A 17,597-nucleotide genomic window follows, 5' to 3' on the forward strand; every position below is an offset into this window, starting at 1 on the left:
GAAATTGGAGAACGGAACGATTATTTCAAAACGGCGGTTTCCATCACCGCATCCACGAATCCATCTTTATTCAGTCACATACATATCACAAGGCTTGAAGGTAAAAGGGCTGCTAGCTGAACCGGTTGATGGCGAAATACATGACGCTTTCTTATATTTACGCGGCGGGATAAAAAATGTCGGCAAGGTGAGGCCTGCAAGGATCGTACAGTATGCCGTAGAAGGTTTCATCGTTTTTGCCCCTTTTTACCGTGGAAATCAAGGAGGGGAGGGAGATGAGGATTTTGGAGGCGAAGATAGATTCGATGCGATAGCAGGCTTCAATCTTCTTGAACGGCACCCCCGGGTGAACAAGGATCACATTCATATCCTCGGATTTTCCCGTGGCGGCATCATGGCGCTTTGGACTGGGATATACTGCAGGAATGCAGCGTCGATCGTCACATGGGGAGGTGTGTCGGATATGTTTTTAACATATGTCGAACGTGTCGATATGCGTCGGATGATGAAGCGGGTCATTGGCGGAACACCTAAAAAATGTCCCGATCAGTATGAATACCGTACGCCATTGTTTGCTATTGAAGATTTGAATGTACCCGTTCTGATCATTCATGGTGAAAAAGATGCCAATGTCGCCATTGAACACGCGTACCGTTTGGAAAAAAGGTTGAAAATGCACGACAAAGAGGTCGAAAGCTGGTATTTCCCTCAATTTACGCATTACTTCCCACCGGCCGTGAATAGAAAAGTAGTCGAAGATTTAACATCTTGGATGAAAAGTAAAACCGAATAATGATAGAATGAAGTATATATTGGCAAGAGGAGGAGATTCACATGGGCATGCCTATGGAGCTAAATACCATGATCGTTACAAAAGGGAACGAAACCCGTGAAGAAGAAAACATTTTTCGGCTGTCGAAAGATGGTTACAGGTTATACCCTATCGATATTCCAATCGATGTCCGCAAGACGATTCAATCTGACTCAAGCGGAACAGCCGTTATCCAAAAAATTGAATGGACAAGTGAAAAGACCATCATTACGTACCAACTACTATCACTGAACTCAACTAACTAAATAGACAAGCGCTTGCTGGGAATCGACTCGCAGCAAGCGCTTTTTTTGAATTGTTGCATAATTCGACCATGTGCGCAAATAATTCGACCTGTTCACCAATGAAATCGACCGTAAACTCCCAAAATTCGACTTACACGCCAATATTCCAGCCGACATCTTATCAGCGCAAAATTCCTGGTGGATTCAATCTTCGAAATGATTGTCATTAAAAGAATGGTAAAATGGTGTAAAGCGAATGAGGTGGGGTGATTTGATGATTTTGGTGAGCTCATGTTTAGCGGGTCTTGAGGTAAGATACAATGGTACACACAGCTTGGATGATGGAATTATGGAATTAGTGAAGGAGAAAAAGGCTATAGCGGTTTGTCCTGAGTTGCTTGGCGGTTTTTCGACACCGAGGGATCCTGCGGAGATAGTTGGCGGTGAAGGTGGGGATGTCCTTGATGGAAAAGCGAAGATCATCGAAAAGTCGGGCAGGGATGTAACGGAACTGTACATAAAGGGAGCGAACCTTACATTATTGAAAGCCAAGGAGGTAGGGGCGACGTTAGTTGTTTTAAAAGAAAATAGTCCATCCTGTGGAAGTGCCACGATTTATAATGGGGAATTCAAGGGGGAGAAGAAGGTCGGGAATGGAGTGACTGCGGCTTTGCTTAGGCGGCATGGATTCACGGTCATTTCAGAGGAAAGGTTATTCGATTATCTGGTAGAAAAATGAGAAGGCATTATAGATAGTGCTTTTGAAAGAAGGGGAATATATGGAGGATATCAATCTCTATACTTTGCTATTTTTAGTACTTGCGGGTTTTATTGCCGCATTCATCGATTCCGTTGTGGGCGGGGGCGGATTAATTTCCATTCCAGCTTTATTGTTCACGGGGATTTCGCCTTCAGCAGCACTTGCCACTAACAAGCTGGCGGGGACAATGGGATCTTTAACAAGTACGATTTCATTCATTCGGGCTGGAAAAGTGGATTTCAAATTCGTCATCAAGCTGTTTCCTATTACAGTGATTGGAGCGGCGTTAGGAGCATACGTTGTACATTTCGTTTCCGCAGAGATACTGAAGCCCCTCATTTTGATTTTGCTGGTCATTGTCGCGATTTATACGTTGGTAAAAAAGGATTGGGGTAAAGACGCAAAGTATAAAGGGCTGAAAAGGAAGAAAATGATTCTTTTGATAGTCATAATATTTGCGATTGGTTTTTATGATGGTTTTCTTGGACCGGGCACAGGATCCTTTTTATTATTTTCATTTTTGATCATCGGGTTTGATTTTGTCCAGGCTGCCGGGAATGCAAGAATATTGAATTTTGGAAGCAATATTGCCGCACTTATCATTTTCTTATCCATGGGGACCGTCAACTTTGCCTATGGAATTCCGATGGGTATTGCAATGGTCGCAGGAGCATTGGCAGGAACGAACTTCGCAATTAAGAAAGGTGCTTCCTATGTACGGATATTATTCATTTGCGTCACGGTTTTATTGATTGGAAAAAATGTCCTTAATTATTTTCATGTGTTTTGATGGATGGTTTCCGCGAATGATTCCTATTAAAAATGGCCGGAGATACAATGCGTATTTGCGGCCATTTATACATTCATTTTGTGAAATTCAAGTCCCGGTGAACGCCAAATTGACCCTTGACCTTACCATACTTAGCTAGGGGGTAACTTGATTTTTCATGCTAATCCTCCTGTTTCGTGTCAAGACTATCAATTCGGCAGGGAGATTTTATCCTCCTTATCAAAACAAACTTCGCAGATGAAACTTCCTTCATTTTTTAGATATGCCTTTATTTCAGACATCCCTTTACGCTTCGGATAACGCATCTTCACAAGAACGACTTCTTCCCCCTTAATTTCTTTACCACATTTAATACACTTGGGATCTTCCTCGAACACCTAAACACCTCCCAGCAATTTAAAGTTTTTGATCACCCATAGAAAAAGCCTGCCGCTTACGTGACAGGCTTTTTTCATTATTTTCTTGTGCTTTTTCATAAAGGAAGGGGGGATTTCATTCCGCAATGCTTTAACAGGATTTCGACAATCCGCTGTGAAGCGAATCCATCTCCATATGGGTTTGAAGCTGTCGCCATTTTTCTATAGGCCTCTTCGCTTGTAAGCAGATTATTGGTCAATTGGTAAATTCGATCTTCCTCAATCCCTGCCAATAAGAGAGTGCCAGCGTCGATTCCTTCCGGACGTTCTGTCGTATCGCGCAGCACGAGAACGGGAACGCCTAGTGATGGGGCTTCTTCCTGAACGCCCCCGGAATCTGTCAGGATTAGATGTGAACGAGCCGCGAAATTATGGAAATCAATCACCTCTAAAGGTTCTATTATATGCAGCCTATCATTATCGTTGAAAATCTCATGAGCGATTTCGCGAACGACTGGGTTTTTATGAATGGGGAAAACAACTTGGATATCCCCGTGTTCATCAAGAAGCCGTTTCACGGAACGGAATATTCCTTCCATGGGTTTTCCGATATTTTCACGGCGGTGTACGGTCATTAATAGCATTTTATCACCATTCAACCCGGAGAGAATCGGATGCATGTAGTCTTTTTGTATCGTTGTTTTCAAGGCATCGATGACAGTGTTGCCGGTAATATGGATATAATCATTGTTCTTATTTTCCGCTAGGAGATTTTCAGCAGCCCTTTTGGTAGGCGCAAAGTGCAAGTCAGCCAAGACTCCGGTCAACTGTCGATTCATTTCTTCAGGGAACGGTGAATGCTTATTCCAAGTACGGAGACCAGCTTCAACGTGACCAATCTGTATCTTATTATAGAAGGCGGCCAAGCTTGCGATGAAAGTTGTCGTTGTATCCCCATGAACGAGGACGATATCCGGTTTTATATCTTTCATGAGCGAACTCAATTTTTCAAGCCCTCGAGTTGTAATCTCTTCTAATGTTTGTCTATCCTTCATCATATCCAAATCGTGATCAGGCTTTATTTGAAAACATTGCAAGACTTGGTCGAGCATTTCCCTATGCTGGGCGGTGACCACCACGATGGTTTCTATTTCTTCTTGATGCTTTTTCAGTTCCAAAACGACTGGTGCCATTTTGATAGCCTCTGGTCTTGTACCAAATACGGTCATGACCTTTATACGTTGTTTAGGCATGCTCATTTCCTCCTCTTCTGAATGTCTCCACCATTATAACGGGAAGTTCATGGGAAATTTAAAAATGAAACAATAATTAACAGAATTTTTACAATATTAATGAGGACTTTATATTTCTTTAACCTTCAGTTAATAACTGGCATTTACAATATAAAGCAGGAAGCATAGCTAAGCAGAATAGAGGTGATAGGCGAATATGAAAAGCGTCCTGATGATCGTACAAAACTTTTATCCGGAAATCGGAAGTGCGGGAAATAGAATGAAAAATATATATCTCCATTTGAAAAGAAACGGATTTGAGGTAACGGTCATCACATTGAAGCCGAGTTATCCTAATCAAAGTTTATATCAAGATACAAAGTTTTGGGATGAAGAAAGCATTGAAGAAGATGTCATCAGGATTAAACCGGACAAAGTGAAGAGGTATACAAGCAATATGGGGAAGCGTTTGCTTCATTATCTTGAAGCGATGTGGCTTTTCATTTATACAATCATCCGTCTCGAAAAAAAATATGATTATGTGTTTGCCACAACCCCGCCGATCTTCCCGACATTTGCGGCGTTGATCGCCAAGAAGAAGATGAAGGCGAAACTCATTACCGATGTCAGGGATTTATGGCCGGAATCGCTGATAGGAGTTGGGGTATTCACTAATAAGTGGGTTTTGAAAATCGCTTTCTTCCTGGAAAGGAAGCTATATCGGCATTCGGATTTTATTATCATCAATAGTCCTGGTTTCAGGGATTATATCGTTGCAAAGGGAGTCAAGGAGGAGGCCATCCAATTCATCCCTAATTCGCTTACTGCGGATGAGCTGACGTTAAAGAATTTGCTTACACCCGTATCGGAAAAAGTAATCAAGGTCGTTTATGCGGGGAATATCGGACTGGCTCAGGACTTGAAAAAACTGATAGCCGTGGCTGAAAAGCTAAGGGAACATAAACAAATCGAGTTCTCGATGATTGGATATGGATATCGGATATCCGAAGTGGAGAAGGAGATAAGCTCTAGAGGGCTGACTAATATTAAGATGATTAATGCGATGAACCGAAGAGTGACCCTTCATGAAGTTTCAACGTCCCATATTGCCTATGTGAGCTTGGTTGAAAAAGAAGTCTTCAATAAGGTTTTGCCTGGTAAAATCATCGATTATATGTGTGTCGGAAAACCGATTGTCGGTGATGTGGACGGCAGGGCCAAGAAGATGCTCAAAGAGGCGAAATGCGGGCTGGTGGCAGAGAGCAGGAAGGTTGATGAAATCTGTCAGCATATCTTGACCATGGCCTCAGATCCAACCCTTCGTGAAGAACTGGGGGAAAACGGTCATCGGTATGCTAAACAACATTTTCAATGGTCTAAAAATATTAAAGGTCTCATCAATGTGATGGAAGCGTCAGGCTGAAAAATCCGGAAGTGGAGGACAACATGGCGAAGAAAGTATGTATGTTCGTGTGGAATCACTTTACAAACGATGCGAGGGTTTTAAGAGAGTGCACAGCACTTACTGAAGCGGGTTATGAAGTCGATTTAATTGCCATTCATAACTGGAAGATCAAGGATATGCCCAAAAAGGAGAAACACCAAAATGGTTTCTCCGTCACTAGGGTGAATAACCGCTGGGAGGCGCTTCATAGGATTCTCAGGATCGTAGGCAAATTGAAGAAAAAGAAGTTTGAAATCGTTCTATTGGCCTTATTGGTCTGGAATACGTTGTGGAACCTGAACTTGATCAACGGCTGGCTGGGATCGGGAATACTGTTCGGTTCCCTTGCACTCCTTGCGATGGGCACCATGATCATCACTAAAACGAAGCTGCCGACCCTATTAACAAGGAGCTATATTTTTGGTCAAATGATCTATCATGGCCGGAAAGGGAAATATGATTTTTATCATTCGAATGACTTGAATACGCTCATGCAGGGAGCGATCAGCAGTAAATGGTTGAGAAGAAAAAAGCTGATTTATGACTCGCATGAGGTGCAAACGAGCAGAACGGGATATAATAGCCGAATTTATGGGATGATGGAGAAATTCCTATTAATGTTCGTCGATGAAATGATTGCCGAAAACCATACGAGAGCTAAGTATAACGAAGACTTATATGGTCTGTATCCCAAGGTGGTCCATAACTACCCGATTCCAACCAATCCTGAGGAAAGTACGGCAGTGAATTTGCATGAGCTGCTCGATTTGCCAGAGAATGAACCGATATTGTTATACCAAGGCGGCGTGCAAATGGGAAGAGGGTTAGAGCAATTGGTTGATGCTGTACCGATGATCGAAGGCGGGACGATAGTTTTTATCGGGGATGGAAGGATCAAGGACGAATTAATGAAAAAAGTAAGCGACATGAATCTGGAGCATCGTGTGAAGTTCCTGCCGAAGGTTCCGGTCGACGAGCTGCTTCATTATACAAAAAATGCGTATTTAGGTTTTCAGATATTGAATAATGTCTGCTTTAATCACTACTCCGCATCTTCAAATAAATTGTTTGAATACATGATGAGCGGTGTGCCTGTGGTTGCTTGCAGCTTTCCTGAAATTCAAAAGGTTGTCGATACGGAAAAAATCGGTGTGTGTGTCGATTCACATGATCCAAAATCAATTGCCGAAGGTGTCAATTACTTATTGAAACATCCTGAAAAAAGGGCGGAAATGAGCAATAACTGCCTGAAGGCACGACAAAAATACAATTGGAAACAAGAGAAGGAAATCTTTATCGAAATCTATCAAACAGCCTAACAAATGTGAGCGTAGCAGAAAAATAGATAGGAGTGGTTTATATGAAACTTTGTACAATCGGACTTGGTTATATAGGACTTCCGACTTCTTTAATGTTTGCGAAACACGGTGTCGATGTTGTCGGCGTGGATATCCATCCTGAGATTATTTCCAATTTGAATAGCGGCAGGCTCCATATTGAAGAACCAGGTTTGGAAGAGGTATTGCAAGAAGTGCTTATTTCCAATAAGTTCCGAGCTGCGTTAAGCCCGGAACATGCGGATGTTTTCATTATCGCGGTGCCTACACCAAATAAAAAGGACATACACCAATCTTGTGATTTAACTCATGTCATGGATGCAACCTCCAACATTCTTCCTTTTATCAAAAAAGGGAATGTCATCATTGTCGAATCGACGATAGCGCCGAGAAGTATGGATGATCATATTAAACCGATGATCGAGAGGACGGGCCTTACCATCGGAAAAGACATTTTCCTCGTTCATTGTCCGGAACGTGTTTTACCTGGAAGGATTCTTGAAGAGTTGGTTCATAATAACCGTATCGTCGGGGGCATCACGGAAACATGCTCATATAAAGGAAGTCTTGTTTATAAAACTTTCGTTCAAGGGGAGATCATTCAGACGGATGCGAAAACGGCTGAAATGTCCAAACTGATGGAAAACACCTTCAGGGATGTCAATATCGCCCTTGCGAATGAGCTCACGAAAATCTGTTTCGAGCTGGATATCAATGTTTTGGATGTCATATCGATGGCAAACAAACACCCTCGTGTCAATATTCACCAACCAGGACCTGGAGTTGGCGGCCATTGTTTAGCGGTCGATCCGTATTTCGTCGTTGCAAAGGCACCAGAGTATGCGAGAATCATTAAATTGGCCCGTGATACCAACGTATCGATGCCTTATTACATCGTTAATTCCGTAAGGATGATGCTAGAGGGGATCCGGAAGCCAAAAGTAGCTGTTTTCGGTCTTGCATACAAGGGAAATGTAGATGATATTCGTGAAAGTCCCGCCATTGATGTCGTCAATATCTTGATGGGGATGGACAACATGGATGTAGCCTTGCATGACCCTCATGTCCAATCCGGAAAGATGCCAGTCGTATCTGTGGAAGACGCTGTAAATGATGCCGACTTGATACTTGTCCTGACTGACCATGATGAATTTAAACAAGTGGATTATGATAAGCTATCGAATCTCATGAGCAATAAATTGATATTGGATACACGCAATTGCATTGATGCAACTAAAACAGATGTCCCGGTGGCCAACCTGGGCAATATATATCAATACAAAACGATGTCCATGAAAAAAGCCAGGAATAAAGCGATCATCTAAAAACTTGGACAAACATCGTTAGTGGAATAAGGATAAAGGGGGCGCTGACTATGACAGTGCCCTTTTTCCAATGAAGAGGACCATGCAAGAGCTTGGGCCTTTCAGTTGTAGTATCGTTCCAGTTAGTTTCGGAATTCAGCTTCCTTTCCGCCGAGACTGTCCGTCTGCCAAGCCTCTTGCCGCGGGCATCTGGCGGGGTCTCGGCAAGTCCGTTATTCGACCGCAGACGCCGTCTTTCGCCATATACGGCATTAATCGACCGCAGACGCCGTCTTTTCGCCATATACGGCATTAATCGACCGCAGACGCCGTCTTTTCGCCATATACGGCATTAATATCGACGGCAGATGCCGTTTTACGCCCTGCCCAGCACTATATTCGACCGTAGACGCCATTTTTCGCCCTACTTGGCTTAAAACCATGAAGGAAAACATACTCTTGTTTTAAAATCAATGTTCGGGAAGAGACATTTCTTGGCGACAAACAGAAAGGACCAAGCAAGAGCTTGGTCCTTTTGTGAAAGATTTATTAAGCTGTCGGTCCGCCAAGTTCCTCGATTTCACTTGGAACGCTTTTGAATTTCTTGAAGTTTGCACGGAATTGAGCGGCAAGGTCTGTTGCTGCTTCTTTATAAGCTGCAGGATCTGCCCAAGTCTTGATCGGTTGAAGCACTTCATCAGGAACACCAGGAACATGAAGCGGGATATCCAAACCGAAGATGTCATCTTTGATCGTTTCGATGTTCGCTAATTCACCTTCAAGTGCAGCTTGTACCATTGCACGAGTGTAAGCAAGTTTCATGCGGCTTCCAGTTCCGTATGCACCGCCAGTCCATCCAGTGTTGACAAGGTATACCTTTGCATTGTGCTCGTCAATTTTATCACCAAGCATCTCAGCATAGCGTGTAGCTGGAAGCGGTAAGAATGGTGAACCGAAGCAAGTGGAGAATGTAGCTTCCGGTGAAGTTACGCCTCTTTCAGTACCAGCCAATTTACTAGTGTATCCGCTTAGGAAGTGGAACATTGCCTGTTCTTTGGAAAGCTTGCTGATTGGAGGCAGAACGCCTGAAGCATCAGCTGTCAAGAAAATGATTGTATTTGGGTGTCCTGCAATACTTGGGTTCACGATGTTATCGATCGCTTGCATTTGGTAAGCAGCACGAGTGTTTTCAGTCAATGAACTGTCATCATAGTTCGCTTCACGTGTATCCGGATCAACAACAACATTTTCCAGTACGGCACCGAAACGGATCGCATCGAAAATTTGCGGTTCTTTTTCACGTGAAAGGTTGATCGTTTTAGCATAGCAGCCGCCTTCGATGTTGAATACGCCGTTAGAAGACCAGCCGTGCTCGTCATCGCCAATCAGTTTACGGCTAGTGTCTGCAGACAATGTCGTTTTGCCTGTACCGGACAGTCCGAAGAATAAAGCGACGTCCCCTTCACGTCCTACGTTAGCAGAGCAATGCATTGGAAGGATTCCAGCCTCTGGAAGTAAGTAGTTCATGATCGAGAAGATCGATTTTTTCATTTCTCCTGCATATTCCGTTCCGCCGATCAAGATTGTACGGCGTTCAAATGAAACGATGATGAAAGTTTCGGATGCAGTTCCATCAACTTCCGGGTCTGCTTTGAAGTTAGGTGCAGAAAGGATTGTGAATTCAGCTTCGTGACCTCTCAGTTCCTCTTCGTTTGGACGGATGAACAAAGTATGGGCGAAAAGGTTATGCCAAGCATATTCATTAACAACACGGATAGGAAGACGTGATGATTCGTCTGCACCAGCGAAACCTTTAAAAACAAAAATCTCTTCTTTTGCTTTTAGGTAGTCAACTACTTTATTATATAGTTTATTGAACACATCTTCGGAAATTGGCTGGTTCACTGAACCCCAATCGACTTTATCTTTAACTGATGCTTCTTCCACGATATATTTATCTTTAGGTGAACGACCTGTATATTTGCCAGTTTCAGCTTTTACCGCACCGGTAGATGTTAGAACGCCTTCATTTCTGCTTAATACTTTTTCGACCAATTGAGGAACTGAAAGTTGAGTTTGCACATTGTTTCCTGTTAATAATTGGTGTAACTCATTAGAAACGTCTACAGAATTCATATATGAGGTACCTTCCTTTGTTTAAGTTTTTAGATTACAATTAGTATAACACATTCATTTAATTAGTCTATACTATTTATTTTAATTTGTGATTATTTTCAGTTGGTCGCGTTAATCATTTTAATCCGGCAGGAACCGATTCAGGATTATCGCATAAACTTTCATGAAGAAAATTTTATTTTAATAGGAAGTAAGTAAACAATATATGTCTAAAGGGAAAGTCAGGATGTCGTTTCTTTTCGGATGCTCATTCCTTTATTATTAATGGCAATTTACAGCATTTCTATTCGTGTTTTGCATTGTAAACCCTTCTAGGACGTTGTATCAACATGTTTTTTCAAATGAACGCCATTCTGGGTGGAAATGTTCTTTTTAGAAAAGCATTGACAAGTTCCTGCCAGATACGATAATATCTTAAATTGTACGGATTCTCTTATCCCGAGTTGGTGGAGGGACAGGCCCTTTGAAACCCAGCAACCTGCCATATTGAACTTGACTCCAAGATCGATCGCCGAAAATAAAGCGAAGGTCTTCAAGGAATAGTGGTGATGGTGCTAACCTGAGCAAGGTAAAAAACCCTTGAACGATAAGAGTGAAAGGATAGAAGACAGAATGTTAAACCTTTCCTCATTTGCCAGGGAAGGTTTTTGTGTTTTTTTAAGTAATTCTGTGTCTATAGTTGAAACTAATGAGGGAAACGAGTTCCGTAAAAATCAGGCTTTTGCCTGCAACATACTAACTTCCAAGGAGGAAATATGATGTCAAAGAAACGTCTATTTACTTCTGAATCTGTTACAGAGGGCCATCCGGACAAAATTTGTGACCAGATTTCAGATTCCATTTTAGATGCTATCCTAGCTAAGGATGCAAATGCACGTGTTGCGTGTGAAACTAGCGTAACTACAGGTCTTGTACTTGTTGCTGGTGAAATTACAACGTCCGCTTACGTGGATATTCCGCGTATCGTTCGTGATACGATTAAAGGAATTGGCTACACACGTGCGAAATACGGTTTCGATGCTGAAACTTGTGCCGTGTTAAGTTCCATTGATGAGCAGTCTGCCGATATCGCAGCTGGTGTCGACAAAGCATTGGAAGCTCGTGAAGGAAACATGTCAGAGGAAGAAATCGATGCAATCGGTGCAGGGGACCAAGGTCTTATGTTCGGATTTGCTTGTAATGAAACAGAAGAGCTTATGCCGCTTCCGATTTCATTGGCGCATAAACTTTCATTCCGCTTGGCTCAAGTTCGTAAAGATGAAACTCTTGCTTACCTACGCCCTGATGGTAAAACACAGGTAACTGTGGAATATGATGAAAATAACGTTCCTGTACGTGTAGATACGATCGTTATCTCTACACAACATGATGCAGAAATTACGCTTGAACAAATTCAAGCCGATCTAAAAGAACATGTGATCAAAGCAGTCGTTCCAGCTGAATTGATCGATGCCGATACTAAGTACTTCATCAACCCGACTGGCCGTTTCGTAATTGGCGGACCTCAAGGGGATGCTGGTCTTACTGGACGTAAAATCATCGTTGATACTTACGGCGGTTACGCTCGTCACGGCGGCGGTGCATTCTCTGGTAAGGATGCTACTAAAGTTGACCGTTCTGCTGCATACGCTGCTCGTTACGTTGCGAAAAACATCGTGGCAGCCGGCCTTGCCGACAAAGCGGAAGTTCAACTGGCATACGCAATTGGTGTGGCAGAGCCTGTATCTATCTCAATTGATACGTTCGGAACTGGTACAGTTAGCGAAGAAGTCCTTGTTGACCTAGTTCGCGCTAACTTCGACCTTCGTCCAGCAGGTATCATCAAAATGCTTGACCTTCGTCGCCCGATCTACAAACAAACAGCTGCCTACGGACACTTTGGCCGTACAGATGTCGATCTTCCATGGGAACGCACGGACAAAGCAGAAACATTAAAAGCACAAGCGTAATCCATATAGAAAAAGGTGTCCCGCAATTAGCGAGGCACCTTTTTTTATGGATTAATTTTGCCTTCAGCGGGAATAATTCAAGAAATCCCAAAGAAATTCAAGTTACGTGCAATACGCCGTGAGTCAGGGCGTTTACAAGTTTGTTTGGGTCAACTACTCGTGAGTTCGAGCGGTTTACTCGTGAATTTGTAGCATTTACTCGTGAGTTGAGCAATTTACTCGTGAGTTCGAGCCGTTTACTCGTGAATATGTAGCATTTACTCGTGAGTTCGAGCCGTTTACTCGTGAATTTGTAGCAATTACTCGTGAATTCGAGCCGTTTACTCGTGAGTTTGCAGCATTTACTTGTGAGTTCGAGCGGTTTACTCGTGAATTTGTAGCAATTACTCGTGAATTCGAGCCGTTTACTCGTGAATTAGAGCAATTTACTCGTAAGTTCGAGCAATTTACTCGTGAATTAGTGCAATTACTCGTGAGTTTGGAACGTTTACTCGTGAGTTTCAGTGCAATACTCATAACTTTCAGTCAATTACACGTGAGTTACTTTATTCGTTCCGCCGTTTTATAGTATTGGCCTTTTTCGGCGTATTCACGTACGATGCGTTCCATATCCTGGCGATCTTCTTCGTTAATTTCGCGAATGACTTTAGCTGGACGTCCGAATGCCAACATGTTCGGTGGAATGACTTTACCTTGGGGAACGAGACTGCCGGCACCGATGAATGCACCTTCGCCGATTTCGGCTTCATCAAGTACGATCGATCCCATGCCGATCAAAGCTCCTTTGCGGATTTTACAGCTATGTAAAATGACCTGATGGCCAATGGTCACTTCATCCTCGATGATCAATGGATTATTTGGGCTTTGGTGCAGGACGCTGTTATCCTGTATACTGACTTTTTTCCCGATGATGGTTGGGGATACATCACCGCGAATGACGGAATTGAACCAAATGGATGTTTCGTCGCCGATTTTGACATCACCTGTCACTACAGCATTTTCGGCAATATAAGCGCTTTCAGCGATTTCAGGTTCTTTGCCTTTATACGGATAAATAATCATTTTCAATCATTTCCTTTCCGAAGTGAATATTTTTATGTATTATTTTAATATACCGTATGCAAATATACTTGGCTATTTATAATAGCAATGTACAACTTGTTAGATTTCTTTTTTGTCGAAAATCACGAATATGGTTATAATTTATATATATTATTTTGACTATCATGGATCGTATACAACAAGTGAAAAGTGAAAGGGGGATTTCGAATGTGGAAATGGGAGACAGAAGGAGACGCAAAGGGCGTCATTGTCATCATTCATGGGGCAATGGAACATCACGGACGTTATAAGTGGGTAACACAAATGTGGCTTTCAGCTGGATACCATGTCGTCATGGGCGACCTTCCTGGGCAGGGTATGACAACTCGCGCCTACCGGGGACATATCGATTCCTTTGATGAGTATTTGGATGAAGTGAAAAGCTGGATAGAAGAGGCTTACGAATATTCGTTGCCGGTCTTTTTACTTGGACACAGCATGGGCGGTTTGATTTCGATACGCCTTCTTCAGGAAGAGGAATGGGACATTGCAGGGGTGATTCTTTCTTCTCCATGCTTGGGCCTCGTGACGAAGCCGCCGAAGTTCCTTACAACCATCTCGCATGGTTTGAACATCGTGATGCCCATGTTCAGGGTAGATTCCGGATTGACACCTGAAATGGCGACGAGAAGTGCGGAAATTCGTGAATCCGATAGAAACGATACATTATATATCACGAAGGTTTCGATTCGCTGGTATCGGGAGCTTGCACAGGCCATGAAAGATGCTTTTGAAGAGATTCCTGAATTTCAGGATGTGCCGCTTTTGGTCATGCAGGGCGGAGATGACCGAATCGTGAATAAGAAGGCTGTTCGTGAGTGGTTTAATTATAACTTGGCCAGTGAAAAGCAATATAAGGAATGGCCGAAGCTTTATCATGAAATCTTCAATGAACCAGAGCGTGATGATGTATTTCAATATGCGCTGAGTTTTGTTGAAAACCGTTTAAAGATATTAGGGTATGTCGTTTGATCAGTACATACTGTCACGATAAATGAAAAAGCTGCCGAAGTTAGATCTCGGCAGCTTTTTTTATTTGGATCAGCCTGCGTTTTTAAGCATTTCGTTTGATTTGATGACCGGTGCCCAGAAAGTAACCGGATACATAAATTGGTTTAAATGTGTAAGTTCTTTTTTATTGGATAATGCGGTCGATAGAAGATAAATGGATTTGAAGGTCAAGTCATTGGCGAATAGGTCCAAAAGCGTCGCTTTCATATTCATGATTGCTTCATGGTTTTGGGTGGAAATCATTAAATCGAGCTGTGACAGGAACTTATCAAAATGATGATCGAATTGTTTGAGGTCCTCCATGGTTTTTGGTTTTTCTGTCAACGAGTTAAGCGAGCTGACAAAATCCCCGTATTGCTCACTTGAATCCCTTTTGATTTTTTCAGTCAATATATCCGTCAGTATTGAAGTGGGCAAATGTTCCATTTTTTGCACCCTCTTATCTATTTTCTATCATTGTAATCATTATAGACGAAAAATTCAAAAAGTTATGATTGGCAATTCTGCTGCCTGCGATAAAAAACACCGTTCGTATCGAACGGTGTCAAAAGTCATCATCTCTTTTCAATCGCGACAATGAATGGCGGATTGTTTGCTTGGTTGATGAACCCGTATTTCAGGATATGGGCTTTCTGTTGAGGGAAGTTCTCTACATAATCCATTAATGCATCCCGTTCTTCCGATCCCCCTGGATGACCGTGGTAAATGACGAGGATGATGATGCCTTCAGGCGCCAGCAGTTCGAACAGCTGTTCAATGGCTGATATCGTCGTATCGGCTTGGGTTATGATTGATTTGTCCCCGCCAGGAAGGTAGCCTAGGTTGAAAATGGCACCTGTGATCTTTCCGGAATGTTCATTCCTGATGTATTTGCTTAAATGTTCATGCCCATCGTGAATGAGGGTGCAGCGCTCATGTAAATTCTCGGCGTTCAGTTTTGCCGCTGTGGTTTGGATCGCTTCTTTCTGAATATCAAAACTATAGACATGTCCGTTTACACCTGTAAGCCCTGCAAGAAAGGCCGTATCAAAACCGTTGCCCATCGTGCCATCTATGGTTATATCCCCGGGACGGACCGCTTTTTCCAGCAAAATCCTGGCGAATGGCAAAATTCGATCAAGCTTCATGATTGTACCTCCATGTGATGATTTTTTCCCTGCCAGCTGTTGCGGCGTTTCAATTCGGCGTCAATGGCATTCAAGACATCCCATTTATTGACGCTCCACATTGGACCGATCATCAAATCAATCGGACCGTCACCCGTAATGCGGTGAACGATCATTTCTGGAGGGATTATTTCGAGCTGGTCACATACCAGGTTGACATAATCATCACGGTCAAGAAACTCGAGCAGGCCTTTTTCATATTGTTTGACCATCGGTGTCCCTTTTAATAGATGAAGTAAATGGATCTTTATCCCCTGCACATCGAGTTTGGCGACTTCACGGGCTGTTTCCATCATCATGCCGTAATCTTCCTGAGGAAGGCCATTGATGATATGGGAGCATACGCGGATGCCGTGTTTGCGCAGTTTATCGACGCCTTCTTTGTAGCAATCAAAGTCATGGGCACGGTTGATCATCGTTGCGGTCTTTTCATGAACCGTCTGGAGACCAAGCTCCACCCAAAGGTAGGTGCGTTCGTTCAATTCCGCTAAATACTCGACTACATCATCTGGAAGGCAATCAGGGCGTGTCGCGATCGAGAGTCCGACGACACCTTCCCGGTTCAATACGCTTTCATATTTCTCACGAAGCTCTGCCACGGGTGCATGCGTATTCGTGAACGCTTGGAAATAGGCCATATATTTTCCATCTTTCCATTTATGATGCATCCGTTCGCTGATCTTCTTAAACTGGACATCAAGGGGTTCAACCCTGTTGCCCGCAAAGTCACCAGATCCTGAGGCACTGCAGAAGGTACAGCCGCCATGTGCGACGGTGCCATCACGGTTCGGACAGTCAAAACCGCCATCCAGGGCAACTTTAAAGACCTTATGTCCAAAATGTTCCCTCAGGTGGTAATTCCATGTATGATATCGTTTGTTATCCGTTGCATATATAAACGGGTTTGCTTGATTCAAATCAGCAACCTCCTAAATAAAATAAAGCGCAACATATATTATACAACATTCTCGCAGCTAGGTCTTTTTTTGAAAAATAAGCGTATACTGTATACTTGAAGGCTAAACATTTTGCTGCTAATTCCAGTATATCTTTGAATGACTATATCCAATCGGGAGCTGATGGACATGACCGGTCAAGTTGAAGAAGCGATTAATCAAATGAAAAAGAAATTAGCCGAAAATAATCAGGTGATCGAAGTAAATGAAGATGGGTTCATATACAAAGCAACTTGCACCTTCAATTCACCTGCTTCGGATGAACAAATTCATTCCTTTGAAAAGAAAACCGGACTGCTTCTGCCCGAGGATTATAAGGAGTTTTTAAAAATAACCAATGGATGCCGTCTGTTCGATAATGTGGAATCGGGTGGGGAAAATGATTTATACAGTCTGGATGATATTATTAATTACACATATGAAAAATCCTACGAGGGATGCTATAAAGTGGCCTGCATTTATCAAGATAATATCGTCATCGATGGGGAAGCCGTCGCTAAAGGCGATAAGGAGTATTTAATGGTAAAAGGCCATATCGATGATTTTGAAGAAGGCGAGAAACTCCATATGGGCTTTGCCGAATGGATCGAGCAGTTCATTTCCCATCAAGGTGAGAAGTTTTGGGATAAAGGTTGATGCTCAAAAAAAATGATAATCCAACCGTTTTTTGCTCAAACTAGACAAGATGATTCCGAATCATCCAAATGAGACGCGAAGGAGAGGGTTTGAAATGGCAACCAGACAATCCGTCGATCATTTTTTAGAGCAATGTGAAGGGGCTCTCCATTTTGCTGAGTTTGAATTTAACGAGGCCTCACGGCAAGAGCATTATGATGATGAACAATTTCAAAATTCGCAAAGGTATATCGAAGAGGCTTTGACGGATATGGAGCAATTGTATGCCAGTTCGAATGACCAGCAACGGGAAATGCTTTCGCGGATGAAGCAGCAGTTGAATCAATTGAAGAATGAAATGATTTTACTGCAACATTAAAGGGA

Annotated in this window: 18 protein-coding genes and 1 riboswitch; of the genes, 11 read left to right on the forward strand and 7 right to left on the reverse strand. The window is 42.8% G+C overall.

Features of this window, described 5'->3' with window-relative positions; translation table 11 throughout:
• Nucleotides 1-4: 4 nt before the first annotated feature.
• From ACFX4I_RS16380 to ACFX4I_RS16395, 4 genes are all read left to right on the forward strand, one after another.
• Complete coding sequence (locus ACFX4I_RS16380) at nt 5-793, forward strand: alpha/beta hydrolase family protein (protein ID WP_377421772.1); 789 nt, start codon at nt 5-7, stop codon at nt 791-793.
• A gap of 41 nt (nt 794-834) precedes the next feature.
• A complete protein-coding gene (locus tag ACFX4I_RS16385; RefSeq protein WP_076370015.1) occupies nt 835-1,077 on the forward strand; it encodes a DUF2584 domain-containing protein in 243 nt (80 codons plus the stop codon).
• 253 nt (nt 1,078-1,330) lie between these two features.
• Nucleotides 1,331-1,795: a 2-thiouracil desulfurase family protein gene (locus tag ACFX4I_RS16390; RefSeq protein ID WP_377421774.1), complete on the forward strand. Its 465-nt coding sequence runs from the start codon at nt 1,331-1,333 to the stop codon at nt 1,793-1,795.
• 40 nt (nt 1,796-1,835) lie between these two features.
• Complete coding sequence (locus ACFX4I_RS16395; protein WP_230301554.1) at nt 1,836-2,606, forward strand: sulfite exporter TauE/SafE family protein; 771 nt, start codon at nt 1,836-1,838, stop codon at nt 2,604-2,606.
• Nucleotides 2,607-2,794: 188 nt separating this feature from the next.
• Here the strand turns inward: ACFX4I_RS16395 and ACFX4I_RS16400 are convergent, their stop codons facing one another.
• Nucleotides 2,795-2,983, reverse strand: a complete 189-nt coding sequence (locus tag ACFX4I_RS16400) for a Fe3+ hydroxamate ABC transporter substrate-binding protein (RefSeq protein ID WP_230301553.1) — start codon at nt 2,981-2,983, stop codon at nt 2,795-2,797.
• Between the two features lie 95 nt (nt 2,984-3,078).
• Entirely contained in the window at nt 3,079-4,221 is a 1,143-nt protein-coding gene (gene wecB, locus ACFX4I_RS16405) for a non-hydrolyzing UDP-N-acetylglucosamine 2-epimerase (protein ID WP_230301552.1), read from the reverse strand.
• A gap of 190 nt (nt 4,222-4,411) precedes the next feature.
• On the opposite strand from wecB, the gene ACFX4I_RS16410 reads away from it, so the two are divergent.
• From ACFX4I_RS16410 to ACFX4I_RS16420, 3 genes are read left to right on the forward strand one after another with little or no spacing between them, the layout of a single operon-like run.
• Nucleotides 4,412-5,617: a glycosyltransferase family 4 protein gene (locus tag ACFX4I_RS16410; protein ID WP_377421777.1), complete on the forward strand. Its 1,206-nt coding sequence runs from the start codon at nt 4,412-4,414 to the stop codon at nt 5,615-5,617.
• A 23-nt stretch (nt 5,618-5,640) separates the two neighbouring features.
• The gene (locus ACFX4I_RS16415) at nt 5,641-6,957 is read left to right on the forward strand and encodes a glycosyltransferase (protein ID WP_283932285.1); all 1,317 of its coding nucleotides are present in this window, start codon (nt 5,641-5,643) and stop codon (nt 6,955-6,957) included.
• 41 nt (nt 6,958-6,998) lie between these two features.
• Nucleotides 6,999-8,300: a nucleotide sugar dehydrogenase gene (locus tag ACFX4I_RS16420; RefSeq protein ID WP_377421779.1), complete on the forward strand. Its 1,302-nt coding sequence runs from the start codon at nt 6,999-7,001 to the stop codon at nt 8,298-8,300.
• A gap of 528 nt (nt 8,301-8,828) precedes the next feature.
• On the opposite strand, the gene pckA is transcribed toward ACFX4I_RS16420, so the two are convergent.
• A complete protein-coding gene (pckA, locus tag ACFX4I_RS16425; protein WP_377421781.1) occupies nt 8,829-10,415 on the reverse strand; it encodes a phosphoenolpyruvate carboxykinase (ATP) in 1,587 nt (528 codons plus the stop codon).
• Between the two features lie 430 nt (nt 10,416-10,845).
• Nucleotides 10,846-11,008: riboswitch (SAM riboswitch) on the forward strand.
• 162 nt (nt 11,009-11,170) lie between these two features.
• On the opposite strand from pckA, the gene metK reads away from it, so the two are divergent.
• Nucleotides 11,171-12,364: a methionine adenosyltransferase gene (metK, locus tag ACFX4I_RS16430; RefSeq protein WP_096340908.1), complete on the forward strand. Its 1,194-nt coding sequence runs from the start codon at nt 11,171-11,173 to the stop codon at nt 12,362-12,364.
• A gap of 540 nt (nt 12,365-12,904) precedes the next feature.
• Here metK and ACFX4I_RS16435 read toward each other — a convergent pair.
• Nucleotides 12,905-13,423 (reverse strand): gamma carbonic anhydrase, encoded by a 519-nt coding sequence (locus tag ACFX4I_RS16435; protein ID WP_063234974.1) that lies wholly within the window; start codon nt 13,421-13,423, stop codon nt 12,905-12,907.
• Nucleotides 13,424-13,633: 210 nt separating this feature from the next.
• On the opposite strand from ACFX4I_RS16435, the gene ACFX4I_RS16440 reads away from it, so the two are divergent.
• Nucleotides 13,634-14,437 carry an alpha/beta hydrolase gene (locus ACFX4I_RS16440; RefSeq protein ID WP_230301548.1) on the forward strand — a complete coding sequence of 268 codons (804 nt, stop codon included), beginning with the start codon at nt 13,634-13,636 and terminating at the stop codon, nt 14,435-14,437.
• A gap of 69 nt (nt 14,438-14,506) precedes the next feature.
• Here the strand turns inward: ACFX4I_RS16440 and ACFX4I_RS16445 are convergent, their stop codons facing one another.
• The 3 genes from ACFX4I_RS16445 to mnmL all read right to left on the reverse strand — a co-directional run bounded on the left by ACFX4I_RS16445 (nt 14,507) and on the right by mnmL (nt 16,559).
• Entirely contained in the window at nt 14,507-14,902 is a 396-nt protein-coding gene (locus tag ACFX4I_RS16445) for a hypothetical protein (RefSeq protein ID WP_377421783.1), read from the reverse strand.
• A gap of 128 nt (nt 14,903-15,030) precedes the next feature.
• Nucleotides 15,031-15,603, reverse strand: coding sequence for a tRNA 5-(aminomethyl)-2-thiouridylate-methyltransferase MnmM (mnmM, locus tag ACFX4I_RS16450; RefSeq protein WP_377421785.1), 573 nt, complete (start codon nt 15,601-15,603; stop codon nt 15,031-15,033).
• Entirely contained in the window at nt 15,600-16,559 is a 960-nt protein-coding gene (mnmL, locus tag ACFX4I_RS16455; RefSeq protein WP_377421787.1) for a tRNA modification radical SAM protein MnmL/YtqA, read from the reverse strand. Before mnmL ends, mnmM begins: the two co-directional genes overlap by 4 nt.
• A gap of 168 nt (nt 16,560-16,727) precedes the next feature.
• Here mnmL and ACFX4I_RS16460 point away from each other — a divergent pair, with 168 nt between their 5' ends.
• Both ACFX4I_RS16460 and ACFX4I_RS16465 read left to right on the forward strand, forming a co-directional pair.
• Nucleotides 16,728-17,234, forward strand: a complete 507-nt coding sequence (locus ACFX4I_RS16460; protein ID WP_230301544.1) for an SMI1/KNR4 family protein — start codon at nt 16,728-16,730, stop codon at nt 17,232-17,234.
• A 94-nt stretch (nt 17,235-17,328) separates the two neighbouring features.
• Complete coding sequence (locus ACFX4I_RS16465; protein WP_230301543.1) at nt 17,329-17,592, forward strand: DUF2524 family protein; 264 nt, start codon at nt 17,329-17,331, stop codon at nt 17,590-17,592.
• Nucleotides 17,593-17,597: the final 5 nt, after the last annotated feature.

The organism is Peribacillus sp. YIM B13472, from assembly GCF_042788005.1.
GTDB classification, from domain to species: domain Bacteria; phylum Bacillota; class Bacilli; order Bacillales; family DSM-1321; genus Peribacillus; species Peribacillus simplex_E.

What these genes read in the sequence shown, in the direction of transcription:
- ACFX4I_RS16415 (WP_283932285.1), top strand. Translation starts at nt 5,641, where the DNA reads ATGGCGAAGAAAGTATGTATGTTCGTGTGGAATCACTTTACAAACGAT.
- ACFX4I_RS16395 (WP_230301554.1), top strand. Translation starts at nt 1,836, where the DNA reads ATGGAGGATATCAATCTCTATACTTTGCTATTTTTAGTACTTGCGGGT.
- mnmM (WP_377421785.1), bottom strand. Translation starts at nt 15,603, where the DNA reads ATGAAGCTTGATCGAATTTTGCCATTCGCCAGGATTTTGCTGGAAAAA.
- ACFX4I_RS16390 (WP_377421774.1), top strand. Translation starts at nt 1,331, where the DNA reads ATGATTTTGGTGAGCTCATGTTTAGCGGGTCTTGAGGTAAGATACAAT.
- ACFX4I_RS16385 (WP_076370015.1), top strand. Translation starts at nt 835, where the DNA reads ATGGGCATGCCTATGGAGCTAAATACCATGATCGTTACAAAAGGGAAC.
- ACFX4I_RS16460 (WP_230301544.1), top strand. Translation starts at nt 16,728, where the DNA reads ATGACCGGTCAAGTTGAAGAAGCGATTAATCAAATGAAAAAGAAATTA.
- ACFX4I_RS16445 (WP_377421783.1), bottom strand. Translation starts at nt 14,902, where the DNA reads ATGGAACATTTGCCCACTTCAATACTGACGGATATATTGACTGAAAAA.
- ACFX4I_RS16420 (WP_377421779.1), top strand. Translation starts at nt 6,999, where the DNA reads ATGAAACTTTGTACAATCGGACTTGGTTATATAGGACTTCCGACTTCT.
- ACFX4I_RS16465 (WP_230301543.1), top strand. Translation starts at nt 17,329, where the DNA reads ATGGCAACCAGACAATCCGTCGATCATTTTTTAGAGCAATGTGAAGGG.
- ACFX4I_RS16410 (WP_377421777.1), top strand. Translation starts at nt 4,412, where the DNA reads ATGAAAAGCGTCCTGATGATCGTACAAAACTTTTATCCGGAAATCGGA.
- ACFX4I_RS16440 (WP_230301548.1), top strand. Translation starts at nt 13,634, where the DNA reads ATGTGGAAATGGGAGACAGAAGGAGACGCAAAGGGCGTCATTGTCATC.
- pckA (WP_377421781.1), bottom strand. Translation starts at nt 10,415, where the DNA reads ATGAATTCTGTAGACGTTTCTAATGAGTTACACCAATTATTAACAGGA.
- metK (WP_096340908.1), top strand. Translation starts at nt 11,171, where the DNA reads ATGATGTCAAAGAAACGTCTATTTACTTCTGAATCTGTTACAGAGGGC.
- wecB (WP_230301552.1), bottom strand. Translation starts at nt 4,221, where the DNA reads ATGAGCATGCCTAAACAACGTATAAAGGTCATGACCGTATTTGGTACA.